A 24,436-nucleotide genomic window follows, 5' to 3' on the forward strand; every position below is an offset into this window, starting at 1 on the left:
AACTTCTTGAAAGGATACAATTTTTCGTGAAAGCAACAACTCGGTTCTACCCTTTGACTGCGATTGTATTGCTGCTTGGTCTAATGCTGGGTAGCGGATCACTGCAGGCACAGGATTATACGATCAACCTGAAAGATACGGATATTCGAGAGCTCATACAATTTGTCTCTGATGCGACCGGCACCACCATCGTAGTAGACCCTGTGGTTAAGGGTAAGGTCAGAGTGATCTCCTCCAAACCGGTATCGGCAAACGAACTGTATGAACTGTTTTTGTCGGTTTTGGATGTTCACGGATACACCGCCGTGCGTTCCGGTGACATAGTGCGTGTGATACCCAGTAAGGATGCTCGTTCCGCGCCGCTTGATGTGAGTGACGATAGATCCAGCATGACTTCGGATGAGTATATGACGCAAGTTATTCGGCTGGAGAATATTTCAGCGGCCAAGCTTATCCCCGTTTTGAGACCCTTGGTACCGCAACAGGCGCATATGGCGGCTTATGCGCCGAGCAATGCGATTATCATTTCGGATGTCTCGGCCAATATTGACAAGATCAGAGACATCATCGAGCGCATGGATAAGTCTGCCGTGCAGAAGACGGATATTATCAAGCTGCGTTATGCCGTGGCGGAAGACGTTGTGAGGATGCTTGATCAGCTTAACAAGTCGGCGGCTAAGCAGACCGGTGGTGAGCAAGAGACACTGCTGGTCGCTGATGCGCGCACCAACAGCGTCCTAGTTAGCGGTGATGAGTTAGAGCGAGCAAGACTGCGAAAATTGGTGAATCATCTAGATACTCCCCTTGAGCAAAGCGGCAATGTGAAGGTTATTTATCTGCAATACTCTGAGGCTAAGGACCTTGCCGAAGTTCTGACCCGAGTGATGAAAAATATCAGTCAGTTGGACACCGCCGAGGGAGCGCAAGCAAAAAGCAGAAGTAGCAATACCGCGACCATAGAGGCAGATGAAGACACCAATGCTCTCATTATCACCGCCGATGCGGACGAGATGGCATCTCTGGAGGCGGTTATTCAACGCTTGGATATTCGGCGGGCTCAGGTGCTGGTGGAAGCCATTATCGTAGAAATGCAAGTGACTGACGGCCAAGAATTGGGATTACAATGGTTGTTTGCCGATAACGATGGTGTGTTTGGCAGTAATATTACTCGAAACGATGCACGGCTGGGGAGTATCGCGGGCTCACAGCTATCAGACGATGGTGGGGATACGCCAGACGGTGTTGATTTAGGCGGTTTGGCTGCTGCTTTGGCTGGAGCGGGGGGAGTGTCCCTTGGTTGGGCTCAATTGGATAGCATGGGTTTATCCATGACCGTCATTCTCAATGCACTTAATGAAACGGCAAATACGAATATTCTGTCCACACCCAGTATACTGACTCTGGATAATCAGGAGGCTTATATTACGGTAGGCGAGCAGGTGCCCTTCGTGACCGGTTCGTTCACCAATACCGGTGCTGGGGGCGATGGTGCGCAGAATCCTTTTCAGACGATCGAGCGAGAGAATGTCGGTATTACCCTAACGGTGACGCCGCACATCAATGACGGTGATTCGGTGGTGCTTGATATTATGCAAGAGGTCTCCAGTATTTCTAAAACCACGGTCGCGGCATCGGATGTGATCACTAATGAACGTAAAATCCAGACTAAGGTGTTGGCACTAGACGGTCAGGTAATTGTACTGGGTGGCCTAATCAAGGACGAGGTACAGGACGCGCAACAAAAAGTGCCTTTACTGGGTGATATTCCCTATCTGGGTAGATTGTTCCGCAGCGATGCAGAGGTGGTAAGAAAATCAAATTTGATGGTGTTTATACGCACGACGATCATTCGCGACGACAAGCAGTTGGTGGGTGCCAGCGCGGAGAAATATCGCTATATCCGCGATCAACAGGCGCTGCGCAAGGAAAAAGGATTGTTGTATTTGGGCGATGCGAACCTGCCAGTGTTGTCAGAGTGGGAAGCGCAAATGCAGCAGCTGGATGCCATCAAGGCGAGCGCCAATGCACCGGGTGCGCCCGCATCGCCGGTAGATGGCCGGTGAATACGAATACGCAGGTTGAACAGCCGTCCGCGGATGTACCCATAGCCAATGTTGCAGTAGCCCCCGGCCTGCCGTTTACGTTTGCTCAGCAGTACAGAGTATTGTTGGATGCAGCCGAAGACGGTTCTCCCTTGGTGGTGCATAACGGACAGCCACCGGTGCTGGTGTTGAGCGAGTTGCGTCGTATTCTGGGTGGGTCCTTTGCACTTAAGGACGTGTCAGAGAGTGATTTCAAGCGGCGCCTGACGCTGGCTTACCAGCGCAACAACAATGAAGCCGTGCAGATGGCCGAAGACATCGGAGCCGACGTTGATCTTAGTCGCCTGGCAGATGCCATTCCTGATTCCAGCGATCTCATGGACACGGAAGATGATGCCCCCATCATCCGGCTGATTAACGCCATATTGTCGCAAGCCGTGCGTGAGAAAGCTTCGGATATTCACGTTGAAACGTTCGAAGACCGGCTGAGTGTGCGTTATCGTATCGACGGGGTTTTGGCGGAAGTGCTGTCGCCAAAGCGCATGCTGGCGCCTTTGCTGGTGTCGCGGTTGAAAGTGATGGCGAGGCTGGATATAGCCGAGAAGCGTATACCTCAGGACGGCAGAATTTCAGTGAAGATAGCGGGCCACTCGGTGGACATCCGTATGTCGACGATACCTTCTGCTCACGGCGAGCGGGTGGTGTTGCGATTGTTGGATACGGCGGCTGGGCAATTAGAGTTGACGCAGCTGGCCATGAATACTCAGGTTCTTACCGCGTATAAAAAGCACCTACACAGCCCCCACGGCATCATATTGGTAACAGGCCCTACCGGTTCGGGCAAAACGACGACCTTGTATGCCGGGCTTGGTGATATCAATGAGACTTCACGTAATATTCTTACCATTGAAGATCCTGTCGAATATATGCTGCCGGGCATCGGTCAAACACAGGTTAACACCAAGGTTGATATGACCTTTGCGCGTGGATTGAGAGCAATTTTGCGTCAGGATCCAGATGTGGTGATGGTGGGTGAGATTCGTGATCGGGAGACCGCAGAAATCGCGGTGCAGGCTTCCCTTACTGGCCATCTTGTGTTGTCTACATTGCACACCAATACGGCCATAGGCGCGATCACCCGCCTCAAGGATATGGGCATCGAACCGTTCTTGTTGTCATCCAGTCTGTTAGCAGTGATGTCTCAGCGTCTTGTACGCTTGCTGTGCGTCGATTGTAAGGAGGCCGCTGAGCTAAACCCCGCGGAGCGGGAATTGTTGCGCATTGCGCCTGCTGAAGATCACCAGAGCGTCTGTCAGGCCAAGGGTTGCGAGAGCTGTAAATACACCGGTTATCGTGGGCGTACGGGTATTTATGAAATAATTGAGATCGATGATGCCATGCGTCAAATGATCTACGGTGGCGCCAATGAGCAGGATATTTTGCATCTGGCACGCCAGCATTACCCGGGAATAGAGACCGATGGTCGGCGCCGGATAATGGCGGGTGAAACCAGTATTGAGGAAGTCATGCGTGTGACTTCCATCGTCTGATCTGCGCAGGCTGAATTGTGACCGCATATCGCTATCAAGCGCTTAACGCCGCGGGAAAGCTCATCAAGGGTGTGCTCGAAGGAGATTCCGAGCGTCAGGTTCGCTCGCAGTTGCGTGGCCAGGATATGCGACCGGTGGAGGTCGCCGAGGCCAACAACACGGCGGAGTCCGGCAAGCCCGGATGGGACCTCTCACTCTATTTTTCCCGTATCAGTGTCGGTGACCTTGCGCTGATTACCCGTCAGTTGGCCACGCTGGTGGAGGCTAACCTGCCACTGGATGAGGCGCTTCAAGCCGCAGCCGAGCAAAGCCGCAGCAGTCGCATCAAAGGCATGTTGTTGCAGGTGCGTTCTAGGGTTGCCGAGGGACACACACTGGCCTATGCGATGGCCGAGTTTCCCAGTGTGTTCAATGAAATGTACCGTGCCATGGTAAATGCTGGCGAACACGCGGGCTATTTGGGGCCGGTGTTGCAGCAGTTGGCGGATTACACGGAGCAGCGTCAATATACCGGCCAGAAGCTAAAGATGGCGATGATCTACCCGTTTATTCTCGTTGGGGTGGCGATTGCAGTGGTGCTTTTATTGCTTATTTTTGTCGTGCCCGAGCTGGTGGGTATCTTTGCTCACAGTAATCGAGAATTGCCTGCGCTGACGCGTGGTCTTATTGCTACCAGTGATTTTTTTCAGCAGTACGGTCTCTGGCTGGTGCTGGGGGTATGCGCGCTGTTCTTTATACTGCGACATTTGTTGCGCGATCCGGGACGCAAAAAACGCTGGCATAGTGTACTACTTCGGATACCCGGTGTGTCGCGGGTGTTGATCTCTATGGATACTGCACGTTTTGCTTCAACACTCAGTATCCTCATGGCCAGCGGTGTGCCTCTGCTCGAATCCCTGCGTATTGCCGGACAAGTGTTAACCAACCTGGTACTGCGCGAAGACAGCGAGGCGGTGTCAGAGCACGTCCAGGAGGGCGCTAGTTTGAATCGCGCGTTGCGTGAAAGTGGCCGCTTCCCTCCTATGATGGTGCACATGGTGGCCAGTGGTGAGGCCAGCGGTGAGCTGGAAACCATGCTTGAACGTTCAGCGACCAACCAGGAGCGAGAGCTGGAAATGACACTCGGTACCCTGATGAGTTTGATTGAACCACTGATGGTAGTGTTCATGGGGGGGATGGTTTTGACGATCGTCCTCGCTATCCTGTTGCCCATATTCGATCTTAATACAATGGTGAACTAAACGATGAAAGCAAAACGTAATGCGGGATTTTCTCTAGTAGAGATTTTGGTGGTGCTGGTCATTATGGGGCTGCTGATCAGTGTGGTTGCGCCCACGGTACTTAACCGTGCTGACGATGCCAGAGTGCAGAAAGCGCAGGCTGATTTTAAGGCAATAGAGACTTCGCTGAAAATCTATCGGCTGGATAATTACGTGTATCCTACCACTGAGCAGGGGCTACAGGCACTGGTAGAGCCCAGCACCCTTGACCCAGAACCGCGAAATTTTAAAGCCGGGGGCTATCTCGAAGAGCTGCCGATTGATCCCTGGGGACGCCCCTATCTCTACCTAAGTCCGGGTGAGAACAATGAGGTTGATATCTATTCACTGGGCGCGGATGGCTTGTCGGGTGGTGAAGGTCAGCGTGCCGACATTGGCAATTGGAAAGAAGAGGGCTGATTTTTCATGGGTAACCGCTCCGTGGCGACAACCGGCCCACCGGTATTTGCCACGGTGCTGAGGCGCCAGCGAGGTTTTAGTCTGCTGGAGTTGCTGGTAGCGCTGATTGTTGTGGTGTTATTCACCTCCCTTGCAAACCTGACTGTCAACTCAGGAGGGCAGGATATTCAGCTACAAAGCACGGTGTACAACCTCGCAGATGTGGCAGGCTACGCGCTGGATGAAGCCCAGATGACCGGCGTCGACTATGGTCTCCTGTTACGGGAAGATCAGGAGGCGGGGGAGACAATTTATAGCTATCAATGGCTGGAGCTCAGTCTCGATGGCTGGGGCGCACCGATCAGCGGTAAGGAACTGTTTGCGGAGCAACGACTGCCTCCGGGTATCGCGCTTGAGCTGGAGCTTGAGGATGCGCCGTTCGTTGAGTTGTCGCCGGATGATGATGGCGAGGCGGAGATTATCAGCCCTCAGGTGGTTTTTTATGCCAGCGGTGAGGCAACCGTAGGTACGATCAATGTGTTTCAAGTGGAAGATGGTGAATTACTGTGGCGCATCGAATGGGACCTGTTTGGCCGTTTCGATGTGCTGCGGCGGGGTGAGGCGGAGGAGGAATACTAGTGCGCTCCAGGGGTTTTACGCTGGTGGAAGTGATGGTTGCCCTGGCGATTGTCGCCATCGCTTTGCCTGCACTGTTGATGTCGCTTTATCAGCAGATAGACGATACCGCCTACTTGCGTGATAAGACCCTCGCTTACATGGTGGCCGAGAATAAACTGGCAGAGATCCGGCTTGTGATCGGCTCGACACGCAATCTTTCTGCGGGCAAAGATAGTGGCCTCGCGTCAATGGCAGATCGGGATTGGTATTGGTGGGTGGAAACTAAAGCAACAGAGGTGGAAAAATTTTTCCGCGTTGATATCACCGTCTCGCTCGACGAGGAGCAGCAAGAACAGCCACTGTACACGCTGAGCGCCTTTATGTCAGGCGACCTAGAGACAGACGCTGAGGGCGACCTTCCGGATGAGCGTGATGGTTAAAAAACCGGCAGAGGGTTTTACGCTTTTGGAGGTGTTGATTGCAATGGCCATTACGGCTTTTGTGGCTCTAATCGCCACCACCAGTTTGTCTAGGGTGCTAGACGGTGTGGAAAGTCTGCGCGCATCTGCAGACCGAACCTATGAAGTCAACCGCGCCTGGATGATTATTTCGCGGGATCTGCGCCACTTTGTTGAGCGGCCTGTGCGCGACGAATTTGGAGAGATTGAGCCAGCCCTTCTCGGAGGGCCGCTGGCACGCTTTGCACTGAGTTTTACTCGGGCGGGCTGGCATAATCCCAATGCTCACCCGCGCAGTAACCTGCAACGCGTTAATTATCGTCTTGAAGATGAAGCCCTGTGGCGAGACAGCTATCCGGTATTGGATCGGGCATCTGATACTGAGCCTTACAGCGTGCTGTTGCTGGACGGCGTAGAAGATATGCAGCTGGCCTTCCTGGGTTCACTGGAGGCTGTGCAGACCCAGTCTGGCAGTGCTGCGCTGGATACGAGCAATTGGGCGGAAAATTGGGTGGTTGATGCCGGTGTGCCGGATGCTGAGCTAAATAGTCCGGTTGGCGTTGAAATCAGTCTGCAGCTGCAGGGCTGGGGCGAGATGAGGCGGTTGTATGCATTGCTTCCGCTCTAGATCCATAGCGCCTGCTGCTCGTCAGCACGGTGCCGCCCTGATTTTTGCCATGCTGGTCTTTGCGCTGGCCACGGCATTGGTTGTGGCTATGAAAGGCGAGTTTGAGCGTTTCTATCAACGCAGTAGCAATATTCTGTTGGATGGACAGGCCCAGGCCTATCTGCGGGGCGCAGAGGATCTTGCTGGGATATTGCTTCTAACCGACTACGACATGGATAAAAATACGGGGCTGCTGCGAGACGATTTGAATGAGATATGGTGGACCAAACCGGGTGATCCTCCGCCCACCTATGCGCTTGATGGAACTGGATGGATGTCCGGTTCGTTGGAGGATTTGCAGGGACGGTTCAATCTAAATACGCTGTCAACAAGGGTGGCTAGCGAGGCAACAGCTGGATCAAAAAAGCGGTTTACCGCATCGCAAGAGCAGTTTATTCGATTATTACAGGCACTGGGTGATCCTGCTATGAGTGAGCAGGAGGCAATCACCATTACCGAGTCTATAAGTGATTGGCTCGATGCCGATCGGGAGGCTTCTTTGGACGGGGCAGAGGACGACTATTATTCTGGGCAGACGCCGGCGTATCGCACTGCCAATCGCAGTATGTCCAGTGTCAGTGAATTGCGTGCTGTTGCCTATATGACGCCCGAGATCTACCGGACGCTATTGCCCTGGGTCACAGTTTGGCCCGAGCAGCCGGCAACCCTGAATATACACACGGCGCCTGCGACGGTATTGCGCAGCATTAATGCTAAAGGGATTCTCAGCCCACTCACCGAAGCGGAAGGAGAGTCGCTTGTGCAGTATCGCGAGGACACAGGGTTCGAGGATAAGACCGATTTTCAAGCCAACCCGGTATTTGACGGGAAGAGGGATAATATGAAAGAGGTTGCGGCGCTGCTGGGAGAAAATAGCGCTTACTTTCTACTGCGGGCGGAGGTGGAGGTTGCCGGCAGGAACATGCGCTTGTACAGTGTGTTAAATCGCAGCAACCGTAATATTGCTACTATCGCTAGAGCGAGTGGTAGTCTGTAGATGAACCATTGCTCAACAGGTCAGAGACATCCGGAGAAGTCCTTAGTGGGGAAGATACAGGTTTGCGCAATATGGCCATAGTACGTTTGGTCGAGGGACGCCTCGCTTGGTATCCCCCGGGTGCTAGCGCTGAGCCTCAGTGGCTGGACGATGACGCTGCTCGGGAACATCTGCATGCGACGCTAGCCCAGCGGCGGATAAAAGTCTGTTTTGCGGTGCCAGGTGAGGACGCGCTCCTGCTGATGCTGTCTGTGACGCGTGACGAAAAAAAGCATATCAGTAAATCCTTGCCCTTCATGTTGGAGGAACAGGTTGCAGCGGATGTCGACACCTTGCACTTTGCCTATAGCCCACTGCAGGAGGATGACTTTGCCGTCGCTATTACAGCAAAGGAGAAAATGGCCCAGTGGCAGTTATTGCTCGCAGATTTTCCGGGTATCCAGCGGTGGCTGCCGGAGCCGCTGCTGCTGCCATGGCAGCCTGATGAGTGGTGTCTTTTGCTGGAGGGAGATAGCGTCATTTTTCGCGTTGGCCAGTGTAAGGGATTCACTGCTGAAAAAGAGTTGGTAGGGGTACTGGTACAGGCCATCCTGAGCGAGGTTGGTCCACCTGCTGCGGTGATTGTTTACGGTATGGATCAGGAGGCCGATACGAATATGCTGCCAGTTGAATTGCGTGAGCGGGTGCAGTGGCGTCACGGCAACCTGAGCGCAGCGATGCTACTGAGTAAAACCGAAGAGATAAACCTCAACTTCTTATGTGGGGACTTTGCCCCACGTTTGCCGGTCGCTCTGTGGTGGCGACAGTGGCGTGCAGTTGCGGCCGTGTTAGTCGCAGCATTTGTCCTGCAGTTGGGTGTTGCCTATGCTGAATATCGCAGTCTCTCAGCGCAAAACCTCGCGCTGCGCAGCGCCGTTCAGGACAGCTATCGCTCGGTGTTTCCCACAGGAGTGGTGGTGGATGCAGAAAAACAGTTACGTCGGCAACTGGATGCTCTGGGAGGAACGGGTCAAGGGTCTGGTTTTGTTAGTCTGATGGAACGTGTTGGCGATGCGATTGCCGGGATGCCGGGCACCACGATCGCGAGTATTAACTACAATGACAAGGGTGGGGAAATGCGCCTTAATATTGTTGCCGCCGATTTTGAAGGTGTGGAGAAGTTGCGTAGTCGAATGAATGAAGCTGGACTAGAAGCGGTGACGGAAAGCAGTAACACCAAGGGTGATCGTGTCAGCGCACGCTTGCGAGTTAAGGAGAGATCGTGAAGGAGTGGTTTTCCCAACTGAACCAACGCGAGCAGCTGAGTCTACTGTTGCTCAGCTTGGCGTTGCTTGTGTACCTGCTTTATATCTTAGTTTTGTCACCGCTGGAGAGCGAGCGAGAGCAACTGATAGCGCAAAATAGCGCCGTTATCGAATCTCAGGGTCGCGTAGATGCTATGGTGTCGCAGTTGTTGCAGTTGCGGGAGGGGGGCGCCAAGGCCGGTGCAAAGCGCAATCTCACGTCAGTGATTAACCAGTCCACGTCTCGCCTGCAGTTGCCCGTTATGCGTTTACAACCTAACAGCCGTGGCGAAATTCAGGTGCGTATTGAAAACGCTTCTTTTAACGATGTATTAAAGTGGCTAAATGAGATGGAATATACCGAGAGTCTGCTGGTGCGTGAGGTCTCCGTGACCCCAGCTGCTTCTGCCGGTCGTATCAACATCACAGTGCGAATTGCAGAGGCCGGATAAAGTGAATAAGTTCCGTCTTCTGTGGGCTGCAGCCCTCGGGCTGTTGTTCTTGACTAGTCTTTTGATGTCGGCTCCCGCTCGTCTGCTAAGTCATGTCGTTCCGGGTGAGCAGTTGCTCATGCGCGGGCTGGAAGGCACTGTTTGGGAGGGTAGTGCTAGCAGTGTCCTGGTGCGCCTGCCACAGGGTTATTTGCAGCTGGGCGCGGTGCAGTGGTCACTGCAGCCTGTGTCCTTGCTGCTGTTGGCGCCGCATCTCACGGTGAGCAGTGAGTGGGGGAATCAGAAATTTGCGGGCGAACTGGTGTTACGTGGTCAGAGGGATTTAGAGGTATTCAACGCGGAGGCCCAGCTGGCCGCAAATCTATTAAGCCGTTTCGCGCCAGTATCGGTTGTGGGAATGTTTAACCTGCAATTAGATCGCCTGCAGTTGCGTCAAGGTTTGCCGTATAGCGCATTGGGTCGTTTGGTGTGGCGCGATGGTGGGTGGCAGTCCGTCCGCGGCCTTGTGCCTCTAGGCAGTTATGCCTTGGATTTCGAGCAGGAGCCCGCAGAAGCGCTGCAGGGACAGGTCATTACATTATCGGGGCCACTGCAGGCCAGCGGCAGTTTGGAGCTGAAAGACGGGGGCTACGAGGTGGACATACTGTTGGGAAGTGAAGGTGCGCTGGATGGGCAATTACAGGCAATGCTGTCTCTAATCGCTGTGCCCGAGGATGAGCGTTATCGTATCAGTATTGCGAGAGACTTCTAGGTGCTGGTATAGATGTGCTGACCGTAGTGAGACAATCTCCCACTAGGGTGGCGTATAATTTTAGCTGTTGTTAGATTTATTTTGAGAGAAAGGCCAATATGAGCGATAACGATTACAAGAAGTACGAGTGTGTGATTTGCGGTTTCATCTATGACGAGGCCGAGGGCTTGCCAGACGATGGCTTTCCCCCAGGGACACTCTGGAAAGATATACCAGAAGACTGGGAGTGCCCGGATTGTGGTATAGGGAAAGCAGATTTTGACCTTTACGTGGCGTAGCCTTTGACTCATCGCAGTAACCACAGGCTGCTTTTTTTGCTCGCTTTACGTGCGATGAATCTCAAATATTTTCCCAGCAGAACCTCCCATGACAGTGAGTGAAGAACGCTTGGCGGTAGTGCGTCAATTGATGACGCAGGCAAATTACGATGCCCTAGTTGTACCCCGGGCGGATGAGTATCTCGGTGAGTATCTCCCGCTGCACAACGAGCGCCTGCGCTGGCTTACTGGGTTTACTGGGTCTGCCGGTATGGCGTTGGTGCTGCGTGATAGAGCGGCGATCTTTGTGGATGGTCGCTATACGGTGCAGGTGCGCTCACAGGTTCCCTCTCATCTGTTTGAATACCATCACCTGGCTGACAACCCGCAGGCTCAATGGCTGGCAGCTGCGCTGCCTGCTGGTAGTAGAGTTGCCTGCGATCCTCGTCTACACAGCCTGCAATGGTATAGGGATACAAAAAATACTTTGGCCGATGCCGGTGTGGAGCTTTTGCTCGATACTGATAACCTGATTGATCGCTGCTGGCTGGACCGACCCGAGCCGATCTGCAACTCTGCACTATTGTTGGATGAAGCCTTTACTGGAGAGTCCAGTAAAGATAAACGTCAGCGTATCGCTGCTCAAATTAGTGCCCAAGGTTGTGATGCGGCGCTGATATTTTCTCCTGATTCCGTCAGTTGGTTGTTGAATGTTCGTGGTACCGATATGCCGCAGTTACCGGTCGTGCAGAGCTTCGCGATACTAGAGGCCTCGGAAAAAATGACGCTATTTGTCGATGCTCGTCGTCTGCCAGAAACATTTTATCAGCACGTGGGTGATGGCGTTATGGTGATGGATGAGACGGATTCTAGTGCCGCATTCGCAGCCTATTCGAAGCATAAAGTATTGGCCGATGCTAAAAATGCGGGCGCCTGGGTGCAGATGGAATTGGCCCGCAACGGTGCGACGCTGGTGCAGGGAGAAGACCCCGTGTTACTTCCTAAGGCGTGCAAAAATTCGGTTGAATTGGCAGGTACCCGCAGTGCCCACCAGCGCGATGCTGTAGCGGAGGTTCGTTTTTTGGCCTGGCTGGACGGCGAGGTTGTGGCAGGAAAGCTGCACAATGAAGCCGAGCTGTCAGACCATTTGCTCAGTCTGCGGCAACAGGGTGAGTACTTTCATGCGTGTTCCTTCGATACTATTTCTGCCGCGGGAGCCAATGGTGCCATGTGCCATTACAATCATCTCAACGGCGTCCCGGCTCGCCTAGCAATGGACAGTGTCTATCTGTTCGACAGTGGTGGTCAGTACACTGATGGAACTACTGACATTACGCGCACCGTCGCGATCGGCGACCCCGGGCCTGAGGCGCGCCGCCTGTTCACCCTTGTTTTAAAAGGTCATATCGCTCTGGCGCGATCTCGATTTCCGTTTGGTACCACTGGCACGCAACTGGATGCACTGGCGCGACAGTATTTGTGGCGCGAGGGCTATGATTATGATCACGGCACTGGCCATGGCGTGGGTGTCTTTCTCAGTGTTCATGAGGGCCCCCAGCGCATCTCCAAGCAGCACAATGGTGTTGCGCTGCAGCCGGGTATGATTGTCAGTAACGAGCCAGGCTACTACCGTGAGGGCGTATTCGGAATTCGCTGTGAAAACCTGCAGGTGGTGCGTCCTTCTACGACTAGTCAGGGGGAAACGCCGATGCTGGAATTTGAAACGCTGACGCTTGTGCCCTTCGATGTTCGAATGCTGGATACAAAATGTATGGATGACGAAGAAGTCGAGTGGCTCAACAGCTACCATCAGCGGGTCGCCGCGACTATCGGCCCTCTGTTACAGGGTACCGACCAGGACTGGCTGAGGCAGGCAACGCAAATAGTCGGTGTTTGAATCAGCGCTACATTTTTATACACTACACAGATAATAAGGGTTGAGGAAACGTTACATGGCAGTTGCGGGCGGTGTTCACTGGTCTTCGCGTTTTGCCTTTATCATGGCCTCTGTGGGCTTCGCTGTGGGGCTTGGCAATATCTGGCGGTTTCCCTATGTCACCGGTGAAAATGGTGGCGCGGCATTCGTCTTGGTCTACCTAGCATGCGCCTTTGGTATTGGTGCCCCCATACTGATTGCGGAAATGCTGATCGGTCGGCGGGGGCAGGGCAGTCCTCCAGCGGCGATGGCTGTGGTCGCCAACGAAAGTGGTAAGTCCAGACAATGGCGGTTGGTTGGGGCCATGGGTCTGGTCGCGGCATACACCATTGAAATTATCTATGCGGTGGTGGTGGGTTGGGTCCTGTGGTACTTATTTAAGGCCGTCACTACGGGTTTTGTAGGTTTTGATGGCGCCGTCGCTAATGCCGAGTTTGCGGCAGTGCTAGACAGCAACCTAGGTATGCTTGTGTGGACGTTGGTGGGTCTGAGTATCACCGGTTTGATCGTGTTCGCGGGTCTTAAGGATGGCATTGAACGGGCCGTTATTGTCATGATGCCGTTGATGTTTATCCTGTTGTTGGGGTTGGCGATCTATAACTATGTGGTTCCGGCTATCGACTCTCGGGCGCACGGTTTCTCGCAGGCGATCGTGTGGTTGTTCACCCCGGATTTTAGCACCATTCGTTTTAGTACTGTATTGGCAGCGATAAGTCAGGCCTTCTTTTCTCTTTGCATTGCCATGGCGGGCATGATGGTCTACGGCGCATACTTGCCCAAATATGTATCCATTACGCGGTCAGTTTTGATTGTTGTTATGATTGATACGGGTGTGGCCCTGCTGGCTGGTCTGGTTATTTTTCCGGTTGTATTCCACAACGGACTGGACCCGGCGGCCGGTGCTGGCCTGATCTTCCAGACCCTGCCAGTGGGCTTCGCGCAAATGCCCGGGGGTCACTGGTTTAGTGTGCTGTTTTTTCTCATGCTGTCGGTGGCAGGTATCACGTCTATGGTAGGTCTTGTAGAGGCGGTTACCGCTTGGGTTGAAGAGCGTTTTAAGCTTCCACGCCATCAGAGCACGATTATTGTAGTGGGTTCAATCGCAGTGTTCAGTGTTCTTTCAATTCTGTCTTACAATATTTTGTCGCAGTGGGCCGTGGCAGGCAAAAATTTCAATGACATCATGGACGTCTTTTCTAACCAAATTTTGCTTCCTCTGGGTGGTTTGTTGATTGCGGTGTTCGCAGGTTGGGCGATGAAAAAAGAGGCAACGCGTGATGAGTTGAACTCACTATCTTCTGGCCAGTATTCAATCTGGTACTTTCTTATCCGCTATATCGTGCCACCTGCATTGCTAGTGATTTTTATCATGGGCATTATCGACTAGCGTTAATTTTGATGATGGACGTGGCGCGGGTTTTATCAAAAATCAGGCTGGCCCAGTCGGAATATCCTGAAACGGGATACCCTTGTCTGCACGAGGTTCCTGCGGTAACCCCAGCACTTGTTCAGCCAGAATGTTGCGCATGACCTCATCAGTGCCGCCCGCTAGACGCACGCCAGGGGAGAAGAGCACTTGCTGTTGAAAGTGGGCCCGTTCCGGGCTCAATTCAGTATCCTGCACAATGCCGGCCGGACCGAATATCTGGCAGGCAAAATTAGCAATTTCTTGATTCATTACCGCTCCGACCAGTTTCCCAAGTGATGCTTCAGCGCCAGCAATGCCGCCTTTGGCGACGGCGGTTAACATGCGCTTGTTGACCGCTTGGAGGCCAGCGTACTGACTGTACCAGGTCGCTAGTCGGTCGCGTACGAGGGGGTCGTCGGCAATCGGTTGTCCATTCAACTCCAAAGATTTGACCAGATCGAGAAACTGCGGAAAGCCCGTCGGCTGGACGCCGCTAATAGCCAGGCGCTCACTCATCAATACGGTGAGTGCACCGGCCCAGCCTCCGCCGACCTCGCCCAGCCGGTAGGTATCAGGCACTATGGCGTTATTAAAGAAAACCTCGTTGAAATGCCCGCCGCCATCCATCTGTTTGATGGGACGAACTTCCACGCCGCTTTGGCGCATGTCAATCATAAAGAGGGTAAGGCCTCGATATTTTGATATGGTGGGGTCGGTGCGGGTCAGTACCACCCCGTAATCCGAGTACTGGGCGCCAGAGGTCCAAATTTTCTGACCATTGAGAACCCAGTGGTCGCCGTCAGGTTCTGCGCGGGTGCGCAGTCCCGCCACATCGGAGCCGGCACTCGGTTCGCTGAATAGTTGGCACCAGACATCTTCGGCGCTAGCCATACGTGGCAGCAACTTACGCTTCGCCTCTTCACTGGCAAAGTGCATGACGGCTGGGCCGCAATTACCAATGCCGATCACAAAATGTGCGTCCCGTGTCTTATAGTTTTCCACTTCCTGCGTCCACACCACTTCGTGCAGAGAGGTCAGCCCAGCACCGCCGTATTCTTTGGCCCAGGTCAGGCATGCGAAGCCATCGTCCGCTTTCTTTTTGTACCAGTCTTTAGCTTCCTGAAAAGCGGTATCGCCTTCCATGCCCATGTGAAGCTTATCAGTGCGCTTAGTAGCGTTCGCCTCGAGCCAGATTTTTACGTTGCTGCGAAAGGCGGCCAGTTCTGATGTGTCTTGAAAATCCATGATGTTCTCCGAAATCTAGATGAGGCGCTGGCTGATATTTTCTTTCCATTTTGGCTGGGTACCGATCAAACCCGATAACAGTTGTGCACGACGGTAGTACAGATGGCAGTCGAACTCCCAGGTAAAGCCCATGCCACCGTGAACCTGAATGTTCTCTTTACTGATAAAGTAATAGGCATCAGTTGCACTCACCCTAGCGGTGGCCGCAGCCAATGGCAGGTCTGGTGCATCACTGGAGAGGGCACAGACGCCGTAATAAGCGTTGGCTCGCGCGAGTTCCAGAGCCACGTACATGTCAGCGAACTTGTGCTTGATGGCCTGAAACGAGGCAATAGGCCGGCCGAAGGCGTATCGCTCTTTGGTATACGCGATACCCATATCCAGAGCTGCCTGGCAGCCGCCAATTTGCTCAAAGGCCAGTAGCACTGCGACACGATCCAGTAATTCGATCAGCTGCGTCTCGCCAGCCACACCCAAAGCCTGCGCCGGCACATTGTCAAAAACTAAGCGTGCCTGAGATCGGCTGGGATCCATGCTGGTGAGCGTTTTGCGCTGCACGCCTGCATCTGCTAAATCGACGACATACAGGCCAACGCAGCCCTGTTCATCGCATGCCGTCAGCACGGTAAAATCGGCGATATCGCCATCCGGTACGGGTATTTTGTCAGCAGTGAGTTTACCCTCGAATACCCGTGCAGCAATAGACGGCGAGCCCAGCCCTTCATTTATCGCCAGCGTGCCGATCAATTCGCCCGTCGCGAGTTTTGGCAGATAGTGCTGCTTCTGTGGCTCTGTGCCCCAGCTTTTGATCGCCTCGGTGGCTAGATAGACACTCGAAGAGAAGGGTACCGGCGCCAACGATCGGCCTAGCTCTTCGGCGATAACACACAGTTCCAGATAGCCTAGGCCTAAACCACCATAGGTTTCAGGTATCGACATGGCGGTCCATCCTAGATCGACAATTTTCTGCCAAAGCCCCCGGTCAAATGGGGTATCGGTGTCTAGAACGTTGCGCACAACGCTGGCAGAACATTCTTGGCTGAGAAAATTGCGTGCCTGATTACGGATAAACAGTTGTTCTTCGGAAAATTCTAAATTCATGCGGGGCGACCTTAGTGTTTGACTAAACCCGCGGACTGTTCACAGGCAGTCATGTCGCCCGCGGAGAGAACTGGGGTGGGAATCTTTGTCTGACCATTATGGTCTTTAACCCCTTTTATTATAGACTATTGGGCTGTTGGCCTCAACAGATCAGGTGGCCAGGTTGATGGAAGAAAAATAGCCGAATATGAATGGTGGCACCGCTATAGACCTGTTTGCCAGCGCGATCACAATTCACCATAATTACGGTCCAAACGGCAGTCTAAAGGCTCACACTATGGCATCTTTGAAAGACCAACTCCTTAACGCTGGCCTTATTGACAAGAAGAAGGCTAAGCAGCTTAAGCAAGAACTGCGCAAGGAAGCTAAAGTGCGCAAAAAGGGGCAGGTTCCGCTTGACGACAACAAGGAGCAGGTCAAACGTAACCTAGTTGAAAAGGCTGAACGTGACCGGCAGCTGAATAAACAGCAACAGGAAGTAGTGGAAAGAAAGGCCATACAAGCTCAGATTTCGCAATTGATTAAGATGAATCGCATCAAACGTGAGAGTGGGGATATTGCTTATCAATTCACGGATGGCACTCGCATAAAGAAAATTTATGTCACCGAACAGTTACAAAAAGATTTAGTTAACGGACGACTAGCTATTGCAAAGCTGGGCAATGAGTTCGAATTACTGCCATCCTCAGCGGCCGAGAAAATAAGGCAGCGTGACCCACAGGTCATTGTTTTGCTTAACACCTACGAGGTGACTGGTGTAGATGAGGATGATCCTTACGCTGAATACCAGATTCCCGATGATTTGATGTGGTAGTTATCATGTTGGCGTGGCGAGGCGCCCGAGAATCAGTTGGCTGAAACCTTGTTTGCCAGTGCCATGCCAATCAGCATGGCCACAACGAATATTGCGGTTTTCCAGTCCTGGTAGAGTAACGATGACATCGCCGAGCCTGGGAAATAGCCATACAGTCCCCAGCCGATACCATAGAGGGCAGCACCACCGACGAGTTCCCCGTTGATGAACTTCGTTGTAGGTAGCAAAAATCGTAGAGACATTAGAGGGCTCTTTCGTCGCATTACAAAGGGGAATGTCATCAGAATGACGCAAGCCGCGGCGCCGATGACAAATGCCAAGTCGGGTGTCCAGTTGCCGAGCACATCTAGAAATCCCAAGACCTTCGCCGTGTCCGTCATGCCAGACACCGCTAAACCCGCGCCAAAAACGAGACCACACAGCAGGGCGATTACATTTCTCATTTATAACCCCGGCACTAAATGGCGAACGATATACAGTGTGGCGATCCCCGTGCTCATAAAAATTACAGCGGCAACCAGATAGCGTGCAGAAAACCAAACGATTCGCAGTACACCCTGACTACTGGTAAAACCAGAGCCTAACTTTACACCGAAGCCCACCAGTAGTCCGCCAATAGCGGCGTGCCACCATTGTAAGGGGCTTGCTTGTGGGTAGGGCGTATCCAACAGTGTGTGATACAGGAGTGGGCCGAGCACTAGGCCGACAACGAATAGCCAGCGCCAGGCGTTGTCAGGTTGAGCTGAAACGGCGCCCCAGACAATTCCGCCGACACCTGCAATTCGTCCAAGAAAAAAAAGCAGAAAAAAGGCCGAGATGCCAATCAGCACGCCGCCAATAAGTGGTGTGATGTACGCGACCATTAGGTTTCCTTTCTAAATATTGATTCTATCGGTTTTCATAGCGGTTTAAGTCAAACAGCCCCGCCTCAATAGGCTGATTTGCTTTGTACTGCGCGTTTAGCCGGTCGGACAACGGCCAAAACAGAGGAACGTTGGTACGACGGACGCCGTAGGCAGTGACCAGATCGACGTAGTCTGTCTCACTGCGCATTGACATGATGGCTCGGACAAAATTTTCCAAGTCCTGGTCACGCAACTGGAAGAAGACGTTAGGGTAGGCGCCGATAAAGCCTTTGACTACGGTCAGGTAGTCTTCTTCCGGAATACGTCGTTTTTGTTCCTCAAAAATCTGTGCGTTGTTTGAATAACTATCGTTATGCAAGATGGTAAATACGCTTACACCATTATCTTCTCTTAATACTTCCACAAAAGCGACTTCTGGCATCAGGCTGAATGGCTTGCCCTGCAGTGTCTGCAGCTTGGCGAAACGCGGATCAGCCGGCTGGTATCGTGCGGCCTCACCACCCGGTTGACGCTGTTGCAGCATGCTCAATAGTTCCTGCTTGGCGTTGTCAGTGTGGTACTGAATGTCGGTCTGCTGGCTATAAGCCACTGATTCGGTCATGACATGATTCTTGGTGTCCTCAGTGGCTCCTCGATACCAGAAATTTCGGAGCGGCATGCGATCCTTTTCTGGCAGGAAAAATAGAAAGTTCTGTTCACCTTCCATGCGCAGGAAATCCATATAAAGACGGGTCTCAAGCTGGAGTGCCACGTTACCAAAAACGTCAAAGTCCGCGACGAGCAGATAGTGAATACGCTCCAGTAGGGAGTAGTTGATCACCCATGCTGTTTTGGGTTGCTGGCCTACGAAGCCTTTGACCACAGAAGCGCTGCTAATGTGTCTGAAGACTGTTAGGGCAGCATTGTCGTTGTCGCCATCACCATCCCATATCAGGTCTAGGTCGATTTTTGTGCCTTCAGTTCCGGCAGTGACACTGGCAATGAATTCCGTCTTGGCTTGCAGAAACTTCAATTGCTCCTTGGAATAATCGTGCCATTCAAGCAGAGATATTACCGCGCCTTGCCTATCCTTGGGCAGGCGCATGTTATTACTTTCACTAGCGAGAAATTCAGCCATTAAAAGACTGTTTTTACTGTCAGGGTCGAGAAAGACAATCCAGAAATGATCCTCGATCACATTTAATGCTACTTGGCCGCGACATACCGGCCCTTTGATGTATCCCATAATGGTGAACTGGGCTTCATCCAGCATAAACTTGTAACGGGCACTTTGCGGCAACTCTCGATAGGCGATAAAGGGGTTGACGGCGACATCAATACCGTAAGGTGGCAGAGTAGTCACTTCGTAGTCCGGATCGAGAAATAGTGACTGCCAGCGCTGCATGCGCTGCGCGTTCAACGGGTAGGGCATATGCCGTTTGGCAAGTGCAACAGAACGCACTTGCTGCAATCGATAGTAGAATCTCGCTTCACCCGGACTATTATAGGGGCGCCTGGTAGCGATAATATCAATGGGCTGTCCTGTTGGTGTGCGCGAACGCACCAAGTTGTAATAGAGGCCCGTCGATTCAAGATCAGAAAAATACAGATCGCCTATGAACAGGTGCTCATACATATAGCGCGCCGTTAGGCGCTGTTTCAAGCTCTCACCGTTGAAAAATTCTTCCCAGCGTTGCACGGCATTTAATTCTGCTGCTGAGGGTGACATCATGGGTACACCTAATGCGCCATCGTTCAGCCACTGGGTGATGGTGGTATGTTCTTCCTCACTGAGTCCTGGTAGCCCATAGGGCATGCCCCACAGTGGGTATTTATCGGCGAACGTATTGAAGTCTTCAGGCTTGGTGCACTGTTGCTTGCGATCCATTCCCAGTGTAATGCTATCTGGCAATTTTTTCCCATTAGGCAGCGGGTGTTGTTGTTTTAGTGCCAGCATGCGGGCGAGCAGGCCTTGGTCCGGCGTTTCCTCGTTTAATACAGGATAAAAACCTTTTTGACGCCACTGCTCAACCGTCTGAGCATCCTCAAACAAGCGAGTAGGAACAGCGTCGGTGATCCGGGTGCCGTCGTAGACTATTTCCTTACTCGCACCTCTTTGTACGCCGGCCCAGGCATCCATTTTTAGCTGGCAGGGAGCGTCGTAACACCCATGACACACCATACATCGCTGTTCTACGACGGATTTGACCTGAGGAGGGTAGTCGCTGTCTGCAAGTGTGCAAAAAGACAGTAAAAGCGCTACCAATGTGAGGGTGAATCTACGGATCATTCTGGTACCTATGTTTAGGCGCCTATTAAAGACAATATTATCGATTAGAACAAGGGGCCGGTTGATTTGCTACGCTGTCTAGTCGGCATGTGGTCTTTGTGAGCCGTAGCCAGTGGTATCGAGTAACTCGCCGATGAGGGACTGCCGATATTGGTAGCCTGCTATAGGTGAGCACGAATAAGGCGTTTACTCAGTAAGTGCCGACAATATTCTCCTGCACAAAGCGCTCAATCTCCGTGGGGCTATATCCCGCTTCATGCAGTACTTCCTTAGTATGCTCTCCCAAACGGGGAGGGTGGCGGTAGATGGCGGCAGGTGTTTCGGATAAATGCCCTGGATAACGCACGTAACGCAGGGTTCCCGCCTCGGGGTGCTCGACGTCAAAAATAGTACGGTTGTGTTTGGCCTGTGGGTCCTCGGCAAATTCGCGCACGGTCTTGACTGGACCGAAGGGTACGCCTGACGCATCCAGTTTTGATAGCAAGTCTTCGGTGGTAAACCGCTTCATCACTTCACCTATGGCATCCAACCATGGCTCAAAATCACTAATACGTTCGCCGACGTTACGCATGCCTTCCCGTTCCAGCAGTTCAGTACACTCCAATGCGTTGCAAAAATTTTGGAAATGGTTGTCCTGCAGGGCCATCCCCACAACAAAGCCATCACTGGTTTCAAAGGTGCGCAGTACAGCGAGGGGGACAGGGTCCTGCATGTCGCTGGGCATGAAACTATCCACCGGCATCATGTCTGCAAGGGAGTTGGCAGCCCAGGCATCAATCATCGGTACATCCACGCGTTGTCCCTTGCCCGTTCCGCCCGGACGATCGCGCGCATAGAGGGCTGCTATGGCGACCCCGGCGGCCGTCGTCGCCGTTGTCTTGTCGACAATAGCCGATTGGATGAGTTGTGGTTTTCCGCCAAAAGGCATGCCCTGAATATGCATCATGCCGACCAGACCCTGTGCGAGCGGATCATAGGCGGGTTTGTGCGAATAAGGGCCGGTCGGGCCGAAGCCCGTAATGGACACAAAAATTAATTTATCATTAATAAGACGTAAGTCTTCGTAGCCAATACCCAGGCGGTCAGGTACCCCGCCACGAAAGTTCTCAACCAATATATCCGCGCTCTCCACCAGTTTTTTAATAATGGCGATACCTTCAGGATTTTTAAGGTCCACAGTCAGGCTGCGCTTATTGCGATTCATCTGGGTATAGAAACCGGTGAGGCCGGCTTTCTGTGGTGGAGCCATCCAACGTGCAACCTCGCCGTGGGTCGGTTCGATCTTGATGACATCAGCACCCAGGTCGCCCAGTTGCTGGCTACATAATGGCCCGGTAATCATCGAAGTGATGTCGATGACGCGAATGCCCCTTAAGGGACCTTGAGGTAAGTCTGACAGTTGCACGTCCAATGAAATTCTCCTGTTGTATTTCTATTATGGGCTCATTCTACACGTCGTCGAGCGATGCAGCGACGTTCTCGGCCTATTCGGCCACGCCGGGTTGATCGAATATTGAATCGACAGAAATGGGCCAGCACGAGACACGTTGCTATCGGGTGTCAGTGGACCAGCGTGCATAATATTATGCCGATGCCTCTTCCAGATTTAGAGGACAGTAGATACCACCAGGTGCCTCGATCAGGATGGCACAGCGGTTGCAATGAATGCAGCCGTTTTGATAGTTGCGGTCAGCCATCGCATGGTTGACGAAGGCAGGGTCTTTGATCAGAGGGCGGCCCAGCTGAATGAAATCAAACCCTTCACCCATGACTTTCTCTATACTGGCGACATCGGTACAGCCCCCTATGTAAACCATCTGACAGTTGACGCGATCACGCACTCGCTTGGCGTCGTCAAGAAAGTATAACTCTTCATAGGGATAGTGGTTGAACATCCTAGAGCCCACAAGCTTCAGCCCCAGTTTCATAATCGGATTTTTCTCTACCTCGATCAAACCCTTCTCTAATGTGTCACCCCGAAAATAGAGCATGGGATTAAAACTGCTGGTGCCGCCGGAACAAATCAGGGCGTCAATTCCGCTCGCGTCTAGCATCGCGGCAACCTCTATGGCCTCATCGATGTGCAAACCATCCTTGATGCCATCTGTAAGGCCTATTTTACCAAGAATAGGAAAGTCATCCCCAACGGCCCTGCGCACCGCGTCCATCACACGCAGGGGAAGCCGCATACGGTTGGCCAAACTGCCGCCATAGTTGTCGGTGCGTCGGTTGGTTTTGGGGCTAATGAACTGGCTAATGCCATAGCCGTGGCTGAAATGAATTTCTACCGCATCGAAACCGGTTGCTTTCATTAGTGCGGCTGCATCGGAATAGGTCTGCACTAGGTAATCAATGTCGCCGACTGACATCGCACCCGCGAACGGCATACCAGATGCCGCGCCTAGCATATTGAATTGGCGGGAGGGTCCTAGCGGGCGCTTCAGGCGCTGCATTTTTCGATTTTTAGAAAAGTTTCCGCAGTGAGTCATTTGGCCTGAAATAGCGGCATCAGGCGCCGTTTTTTTAAGTTCACTGTTCATATGGGTAAGGCGATCGCGGATACCCTCATGAATCCACATCATCTGATCGTTGATGCGGCCGTCTGCTTCAGTGGTGCAGTAGCCGATAGTTGTCATAGCGGTGCCGCCCGCAACAATGCCCTTGTGAAAGTTCAGCAGTAACTCACCGGGTATACCATCTGGAGTTTTACCCTCGTAGGTGGCAGCCTTGAGGATGCGATTCTTCAGCGGCAGTTTGCCGAGCATCGCGGGGGAGAAGGCTTTGTGCAGGCTATCGCTCATGACGTACCCTTAAGCTGGATTTACACGTGATACGCCATATCCTATGGAGTATGGTTATAGATATCAATGATAGGGTGGTTCAGTGTCGGATACCAATCGGGGTAGTAAGCCTCGAATGCAGCTGAGCGCAGAACGAGATCATGCCAAGCGGGAGACTGAACGTATGATAGTGACGCTGCTCTCAGATATGCTTATTCGTCAATTTGTGCAGACAATCTATGATGCGAGAGTCTGTTTCTTCGAGAGTTTTCCACTTCACCCCGATGGCTCGCTTCGTGATGAGTTGACGTTTGACGAGACACACCTCGCAGGTTCAGGTTATCGGCTTTGGCAGTCGCTACTGGAACCAACGGTGTCACGCTATAGCCAGAAACCATAATCAATTGGCTAAAATTTTTTTCAGGTATTCCCGCCCTTGTGTAGCCGTTGAAAAACTATATCCACGGTGACTGGAAAGTGATCCAGACGTGCCGCACGTTCCTTTCCCTCCCGAGTGGCACGAAAGAGGTGGGGAGTCATGCTGAGCAGTTGATGGATTTGTAGCTGGCTCAAAGGGTCAGTTTGAAACTGTAATGTTGACGTTTCCCCTTCCGAGAAACCCGCTGCGCAGGCCTGGGTCAACATCGTTGATTCGGAGCGTCTGACTTCCGGGTAGATAATTTTGCGTAGCTCGATGAGATGTTGTGGCCCCGCATCGACCATCAGTAAGGTCCCCTCTTTCTTCAGTACGGATCGAAAAGAGTTGAACACGGGGAATCCAAATAAGCTAAGCAGACAATCGACACTGTGTGGTGCCAGAGGAATGTTGCGATTGCTGGCGACCAGCCAAGTGGCAGCAAGTCGGCGTGTTGCGGCCTGTACTGCCCATTTGGAGATATCAAAGCCAATAATTGAAGGCCTACAATGACTGGAGGATGCGATCTGGGTCGCCAGTTGTTCTAGATAATATCCCTCACCGCAGCCTGCATCTACAATGGTCGAGTCCGCATTGATCTGCGGTTTGATGAGGCTTGCCAGCTTATCGGCCACCGGTTGATAGTGGCCGTCGCTGAGAAAATCACGTCGTGCTGTCACCATCTCTTTACCGTCACCGGGATTTCGACTACGTTTATCCGCAGCGCCAAGAAGATTGACATAGCCCTGCCTGGCGATATCAAAAGCATGCCCGCCCTCGCAGCGCAGACAATCTGCATCAAGCTGTAAAGCGTGCTGGTCTAGCGGACATTTCAGCAGGTTATTGTGAAGAAACTTCATTTGAATAGT

At 52.6% G+C, this 24,436-nt stretch carries 24 protein-coding genes; 16 read left to right on the forward strand and 8 right to left on the reverse strand.

What is annotated here, in order from left to right:
• Positions 1 to 26 precede the first annotated feature (26 nt).
• The 14 genes from gspD to ABXT62_RS04260 all read left to right on the forward strand — a co-directional run bounded on the left by gspD (position 27) and on the right by ABXT62_RS04260 (position 14,056).
• Positions 27 to 2,063: a type II secretion system secretin GspD gene (gspD, locus tag ABXT62_RS04195; RefSeq protein WP_415357299.1), complete on the forward strand. Its 2,037-nt coding sequence runs from the start codon at positions 27 to 29 to the stop codon at positions 2,061 to 2,063.
• Entirely contained in the window at positions 2,060 to 3,592 is a 1,533-nt protein-coding gene (gene gspE / locus ABXT62_RS04200) for a type II secretion system ATPase GspE (RefSeq protein ID WP_415357301.1), read from the forward strand. The genes gspD and gspE overlap by 4 nt, the downstream gene beginning before the upstream one ends.
• 17 nt (positions 3,593 to 3,609) lie before the next feature.
• Positions 3,610 to 4,833: a type II secretion system inner membrane protein GspF gene (gene gspF, locus ABXT62_RS04205; RefSeq protein ID WP_415357303.1), complete on the forward strand. Its 1,224-nt coding sequence runs from the start codon at positions 3,610 to 3,612 to the stop codon at positions 4,831 to 4,833.
• Between the two features lie 3 nt (positions 4,834 to 4,836).
• Positions 4,837 to 5,271 (forward strand): type II secretion system major pseudopilin GspG, encoded by a 435-nt coding sequence (gene gspG / locus ABXT62_RS04210; protein WP_415357305.1) that lies wholly within the window; start codon positions 4,837 to 4,839, stop codon positions 5,269 to 5,271.
• 6 nt (positions 5,272 to 5,277) lie between these two features.
• On the forward strand, positions 5,278 to 5,889 hold the full coding sequence (locus tag ABXT62_RS04215; RefSeq protein WP_415357307.1) for a prepilin-type N-terminal cleavage/methylation domain-containing protein: 612 nt from the start codon (positions 5,278 to 5,280) through the stop codon (positions 5,887 to 5,889).
• Positions 5,889 to 6,308 (forward strand): type II secretion system minor pseudopilin GspI, encoded by a 420-nt coding sequence (gene gspI / locus ABXT62_RS04220; protein WP_415357309.1) that lies wholly within the window; start codon positions 5,889 to 5,891, stop codon positions 6,306 to 6,308. Before ABXT62_RS04215 ends, gspI begins: the two co-directional genes overlap by 1 nt.
• Entirely contained in the window at positions 6,292 to 6,954 is a 663-nt protein-coding gene (gspJ, locus tag ABXT62_RS04225; RefSeq protein ID WP_415357311.1) for a type II secretion system minor pseudopilin GspJ, read from the forward strand. Before gspI ends, gspJ begins: the two co-directional genes overlap by 17 nt.
• The gene (gene gspK, locus ABXT62_RS04230) at positions 6,935 to 7,990 is read left to right on the forward strand and encodes a type II secretion system minor pseudopilin GspK (RefSeq protein WP_415357313.1); all 1,056 of its coding nucleotides are present in this window, start codon (positions 6,935 to 6,937) and stop codon (positions 7,988 to 7,990) included. The genes gspJ and gspK overlap by 20 nt, the downstream gene beginning before the upstream one ends.
• A gap of 71 nt (positions 7,991 to 8,061) precedes the next feature.
• Positions 8,062 to 9,255, forward strand: a complete 1,194-nt coding sequence (gene gspL, locus ABXT62_RS04235) for a type II secretion system protein GspL (RefSeq protein WP_415357315.1) — start codon at positions 8,062 to 8,064, stop codon at positions 9,253 to 9,255.
• Entirely contained in the window at positions 9,252 to 9,725 is a 474-nt protein-coding gene (gene gspM, locus ABXT62_RS04240) for a type II secretion system protein GspM (protein ID WP_415357317.1), read from the forward strand. Before gspL ends, gspM begins: the two co-directional genes overlap by 4 nt.
• 1 nt (position 9,726) lies before the next feature.
• Positions 9,727 to 10,476, forward strand: a complete 750-nt coding sequence (gene gspN, locus ABXT62_RS04245; protein WP_415357319.1) for a type II secretion system protein N — start codon at positions 9,727 to 9,729, stop codon at positions 10,474 to 10,476.
• Between the two features lie 98 nt (positions 10,477 to 10,574).
• The gene (locus ABXT62_RS04250) at positions 10,575 to 10,754 is read left to right on the forward strand and encodes a rubredoxin (protein WP_415357321.1); all 180 of its coding nucleotides are present in this window, start codon (positions 10,575 to 10,577) and stop codon (positions 10,752 to 10,754) included.
• An 88-nt stretch (positions 10,755 to 10,842) separates the two neighbouring features.
• A complete protein-coding gene (locus ABXT62_RS04255) occupies positions 10,843 to 12,630 on the forward strand; it encodes an aminopeptidase P family protein (RefSeq protein WP_415357323.1) in 1,788 nt (595 codons plus the stop codon).
• A gap of 55 nt (positions 12,631 to 12,685) precedes the next feature.
• On the forward strand, positions 12,686 to 14,056 hold the full coding sequence (locus ABXT62_RS04260; protein WP_415357325.1) for a sodium-dependent transporter: 1,371 nt from the start codon (positions 12,686 to 12,688) through the stop codon (positions 14,054 to 14,056).
• Positions 14,057 to 14,098: 42 nt separating this feature from the next.
• Here the strand turns inward: ABXT62_RS04260 and ABXT62_RS04265 are convergent, their stop codons facing one another.
• Positions 14,099 to 15,322 carry an acyl-CoA dehydrogenase family protein gene (locus tag ABXT62_RS04265; RefSeq protein ID WP_415357327.1) on the reverse strand — a complete coding sequence of 408 codons (1,224 nt, stop codon included), beginning with the start codon at positions 15,320 to 15,322 and terminating at the stop codon, positions 14,099 to 14,101.
• Between the two features lie 15 nt (positions 15,323 to 15,337).
• Positions 15,338 to 16,423: an acyl-CoA dehydrogenase family protein gene (locus ABXT62_RS04270; RefSeq protein WP_415357329.1), complete on the reverse strand. Its 1,086-nt coding sequence runs from the start codon at positions 16,421 to 16,423 to the stop codon at positions 15,338 to 15,340.
• Positions 16,424 to 16,610: 187 nt separating this feature from the next.
• On the opposite strand from ABXT62_RS04270, the gene ABXT62_RS04275 reads away from it, so the two are divergent.
• A complete protein-coding gene (locus tag ABXT62_RS04275; RefSeq protein ID WP_415357331.1) occupies positions 16,611 to 17,237 on the forward strand; it encodes a DUF2058 domain-containing protein in 627 nt (208 codons plus the stop codon).
• 32 nt (positions 17,238 to 17,269) lie between these two features.
• Here the strand turns inward: ABXT62_RS04275 and ABXT62_RS04280 are convergent, their stop codons facing one another.
• The 5 genes from ABXT62_RS04280 to ABXT62_RS04300 all read right to left on the reverse strand — a co-directional run bounded on the left by ABXT62_RS04280 (position 17,270) and on the right by ABXT62_RS04300 (position 23,173).
• The gene (locus ABXT62_RS04280; RefSeq protein WP_415357333.1) at positions 17,270 to 17,680 is read right to left on the reverse strand and encodes a DUF6691 family protein; all 411 of its coding nucleotides are present in this window, start codon (positions 17,678 to 17,680) and stop codon (positions 17,270 to 17,272) included.
• Positions 17,681 to 18,100, reverse strand: coding sequence for a YeeE/YedE family protein (locus ABXT62_RS04285; RefSeq protein WP_415357335.1), 420 nt, complete (start codon positions 18,098 to 18,100; stop codon positions 17,681 to 17,683).
• Between the two features lie 25 nt (positions 18,101 to 18,125).
• Positions 18,126 to 20,372: a fatty acid cis/trans isomerase gene (locus tag ABXT62_RS04290; RefSeq protein WP_415357337.1), complete on the reverse strand. Its 2,247-nt coding sequence runs from the start codon at positions 20,370 to 20,372 to the stop codon at positions 18,126 to 18,128.
• 190 nt (positions 20,373 to 20,562) lie between these two features.
• Complete coding sequence (locus ABXT62_RS04295) at positions 20,563 to 21,777, reverse strand: CaiB/BaiF CoA transferase family protein (protein WP_415358162.1); 1,215 nt, start codon at positions 21,775 to 21,777, stop codon at positions 20,563 to 20,565.
• A gap of 178 nt (positions 21,778 to 21,955) precedes the next feature.
• Positions 21,956 to 23,173, reverse strand: coding sequence for an NADH:flavin oxidoreductase (locus tag ABXT62_RS04300; RefSeq protein WP_415357339.1), 1,218 nt, complete (start codon positions 23,171 to 23,173; stop codon positions 21,956 to 21,958).
• Between the two features lie 82 nt (positions 23,174 to 23,255).
• Here ABXT62_RS04300 and ABXT62_RS04305 point away from each other — a divergent pair, with 82 nt between their 5' ends.
• Positions 23,256 to 23,552 (forward strand): hypothetical protein, encoded by a 297-nt coding sequence (locus ABXT62_RS04305; protein WP_415357341.1) that lies wholly within the window; start codon positions 23,256 to 23,258, stop codon positions 23,550 to 23,552.
• Between the two features lie 20 nt (positions 23,553 to 23,572).
• Here ABXT62_RS04305 and ABXT62_RS04310 read toward each other — a convergent pair whose 3' ends face one another.
• Positions 23,573 to 24,427: a putative RNA methyltransferase gene (locus ABXT62_RS04310; RefSeq protein WP_415357343.1), complete on the reverse strand. Its 855-nt coding sequence runs from the start codon at positions 24,425 to 24,427 to the stop codon at positions 23,573 to 23,575.
• Positions 24,428 to 24,436: the final 9 nt, after the last annotated feature.

The organism is Halioglobus sp. Uisw_031, from assembly GCF_047729875.1.
Lineage (GTDB): Bacteria > Pseudomonadota > Gammaproteobacteria > Pseudomonadales > Halieaceae > Marimicrobium.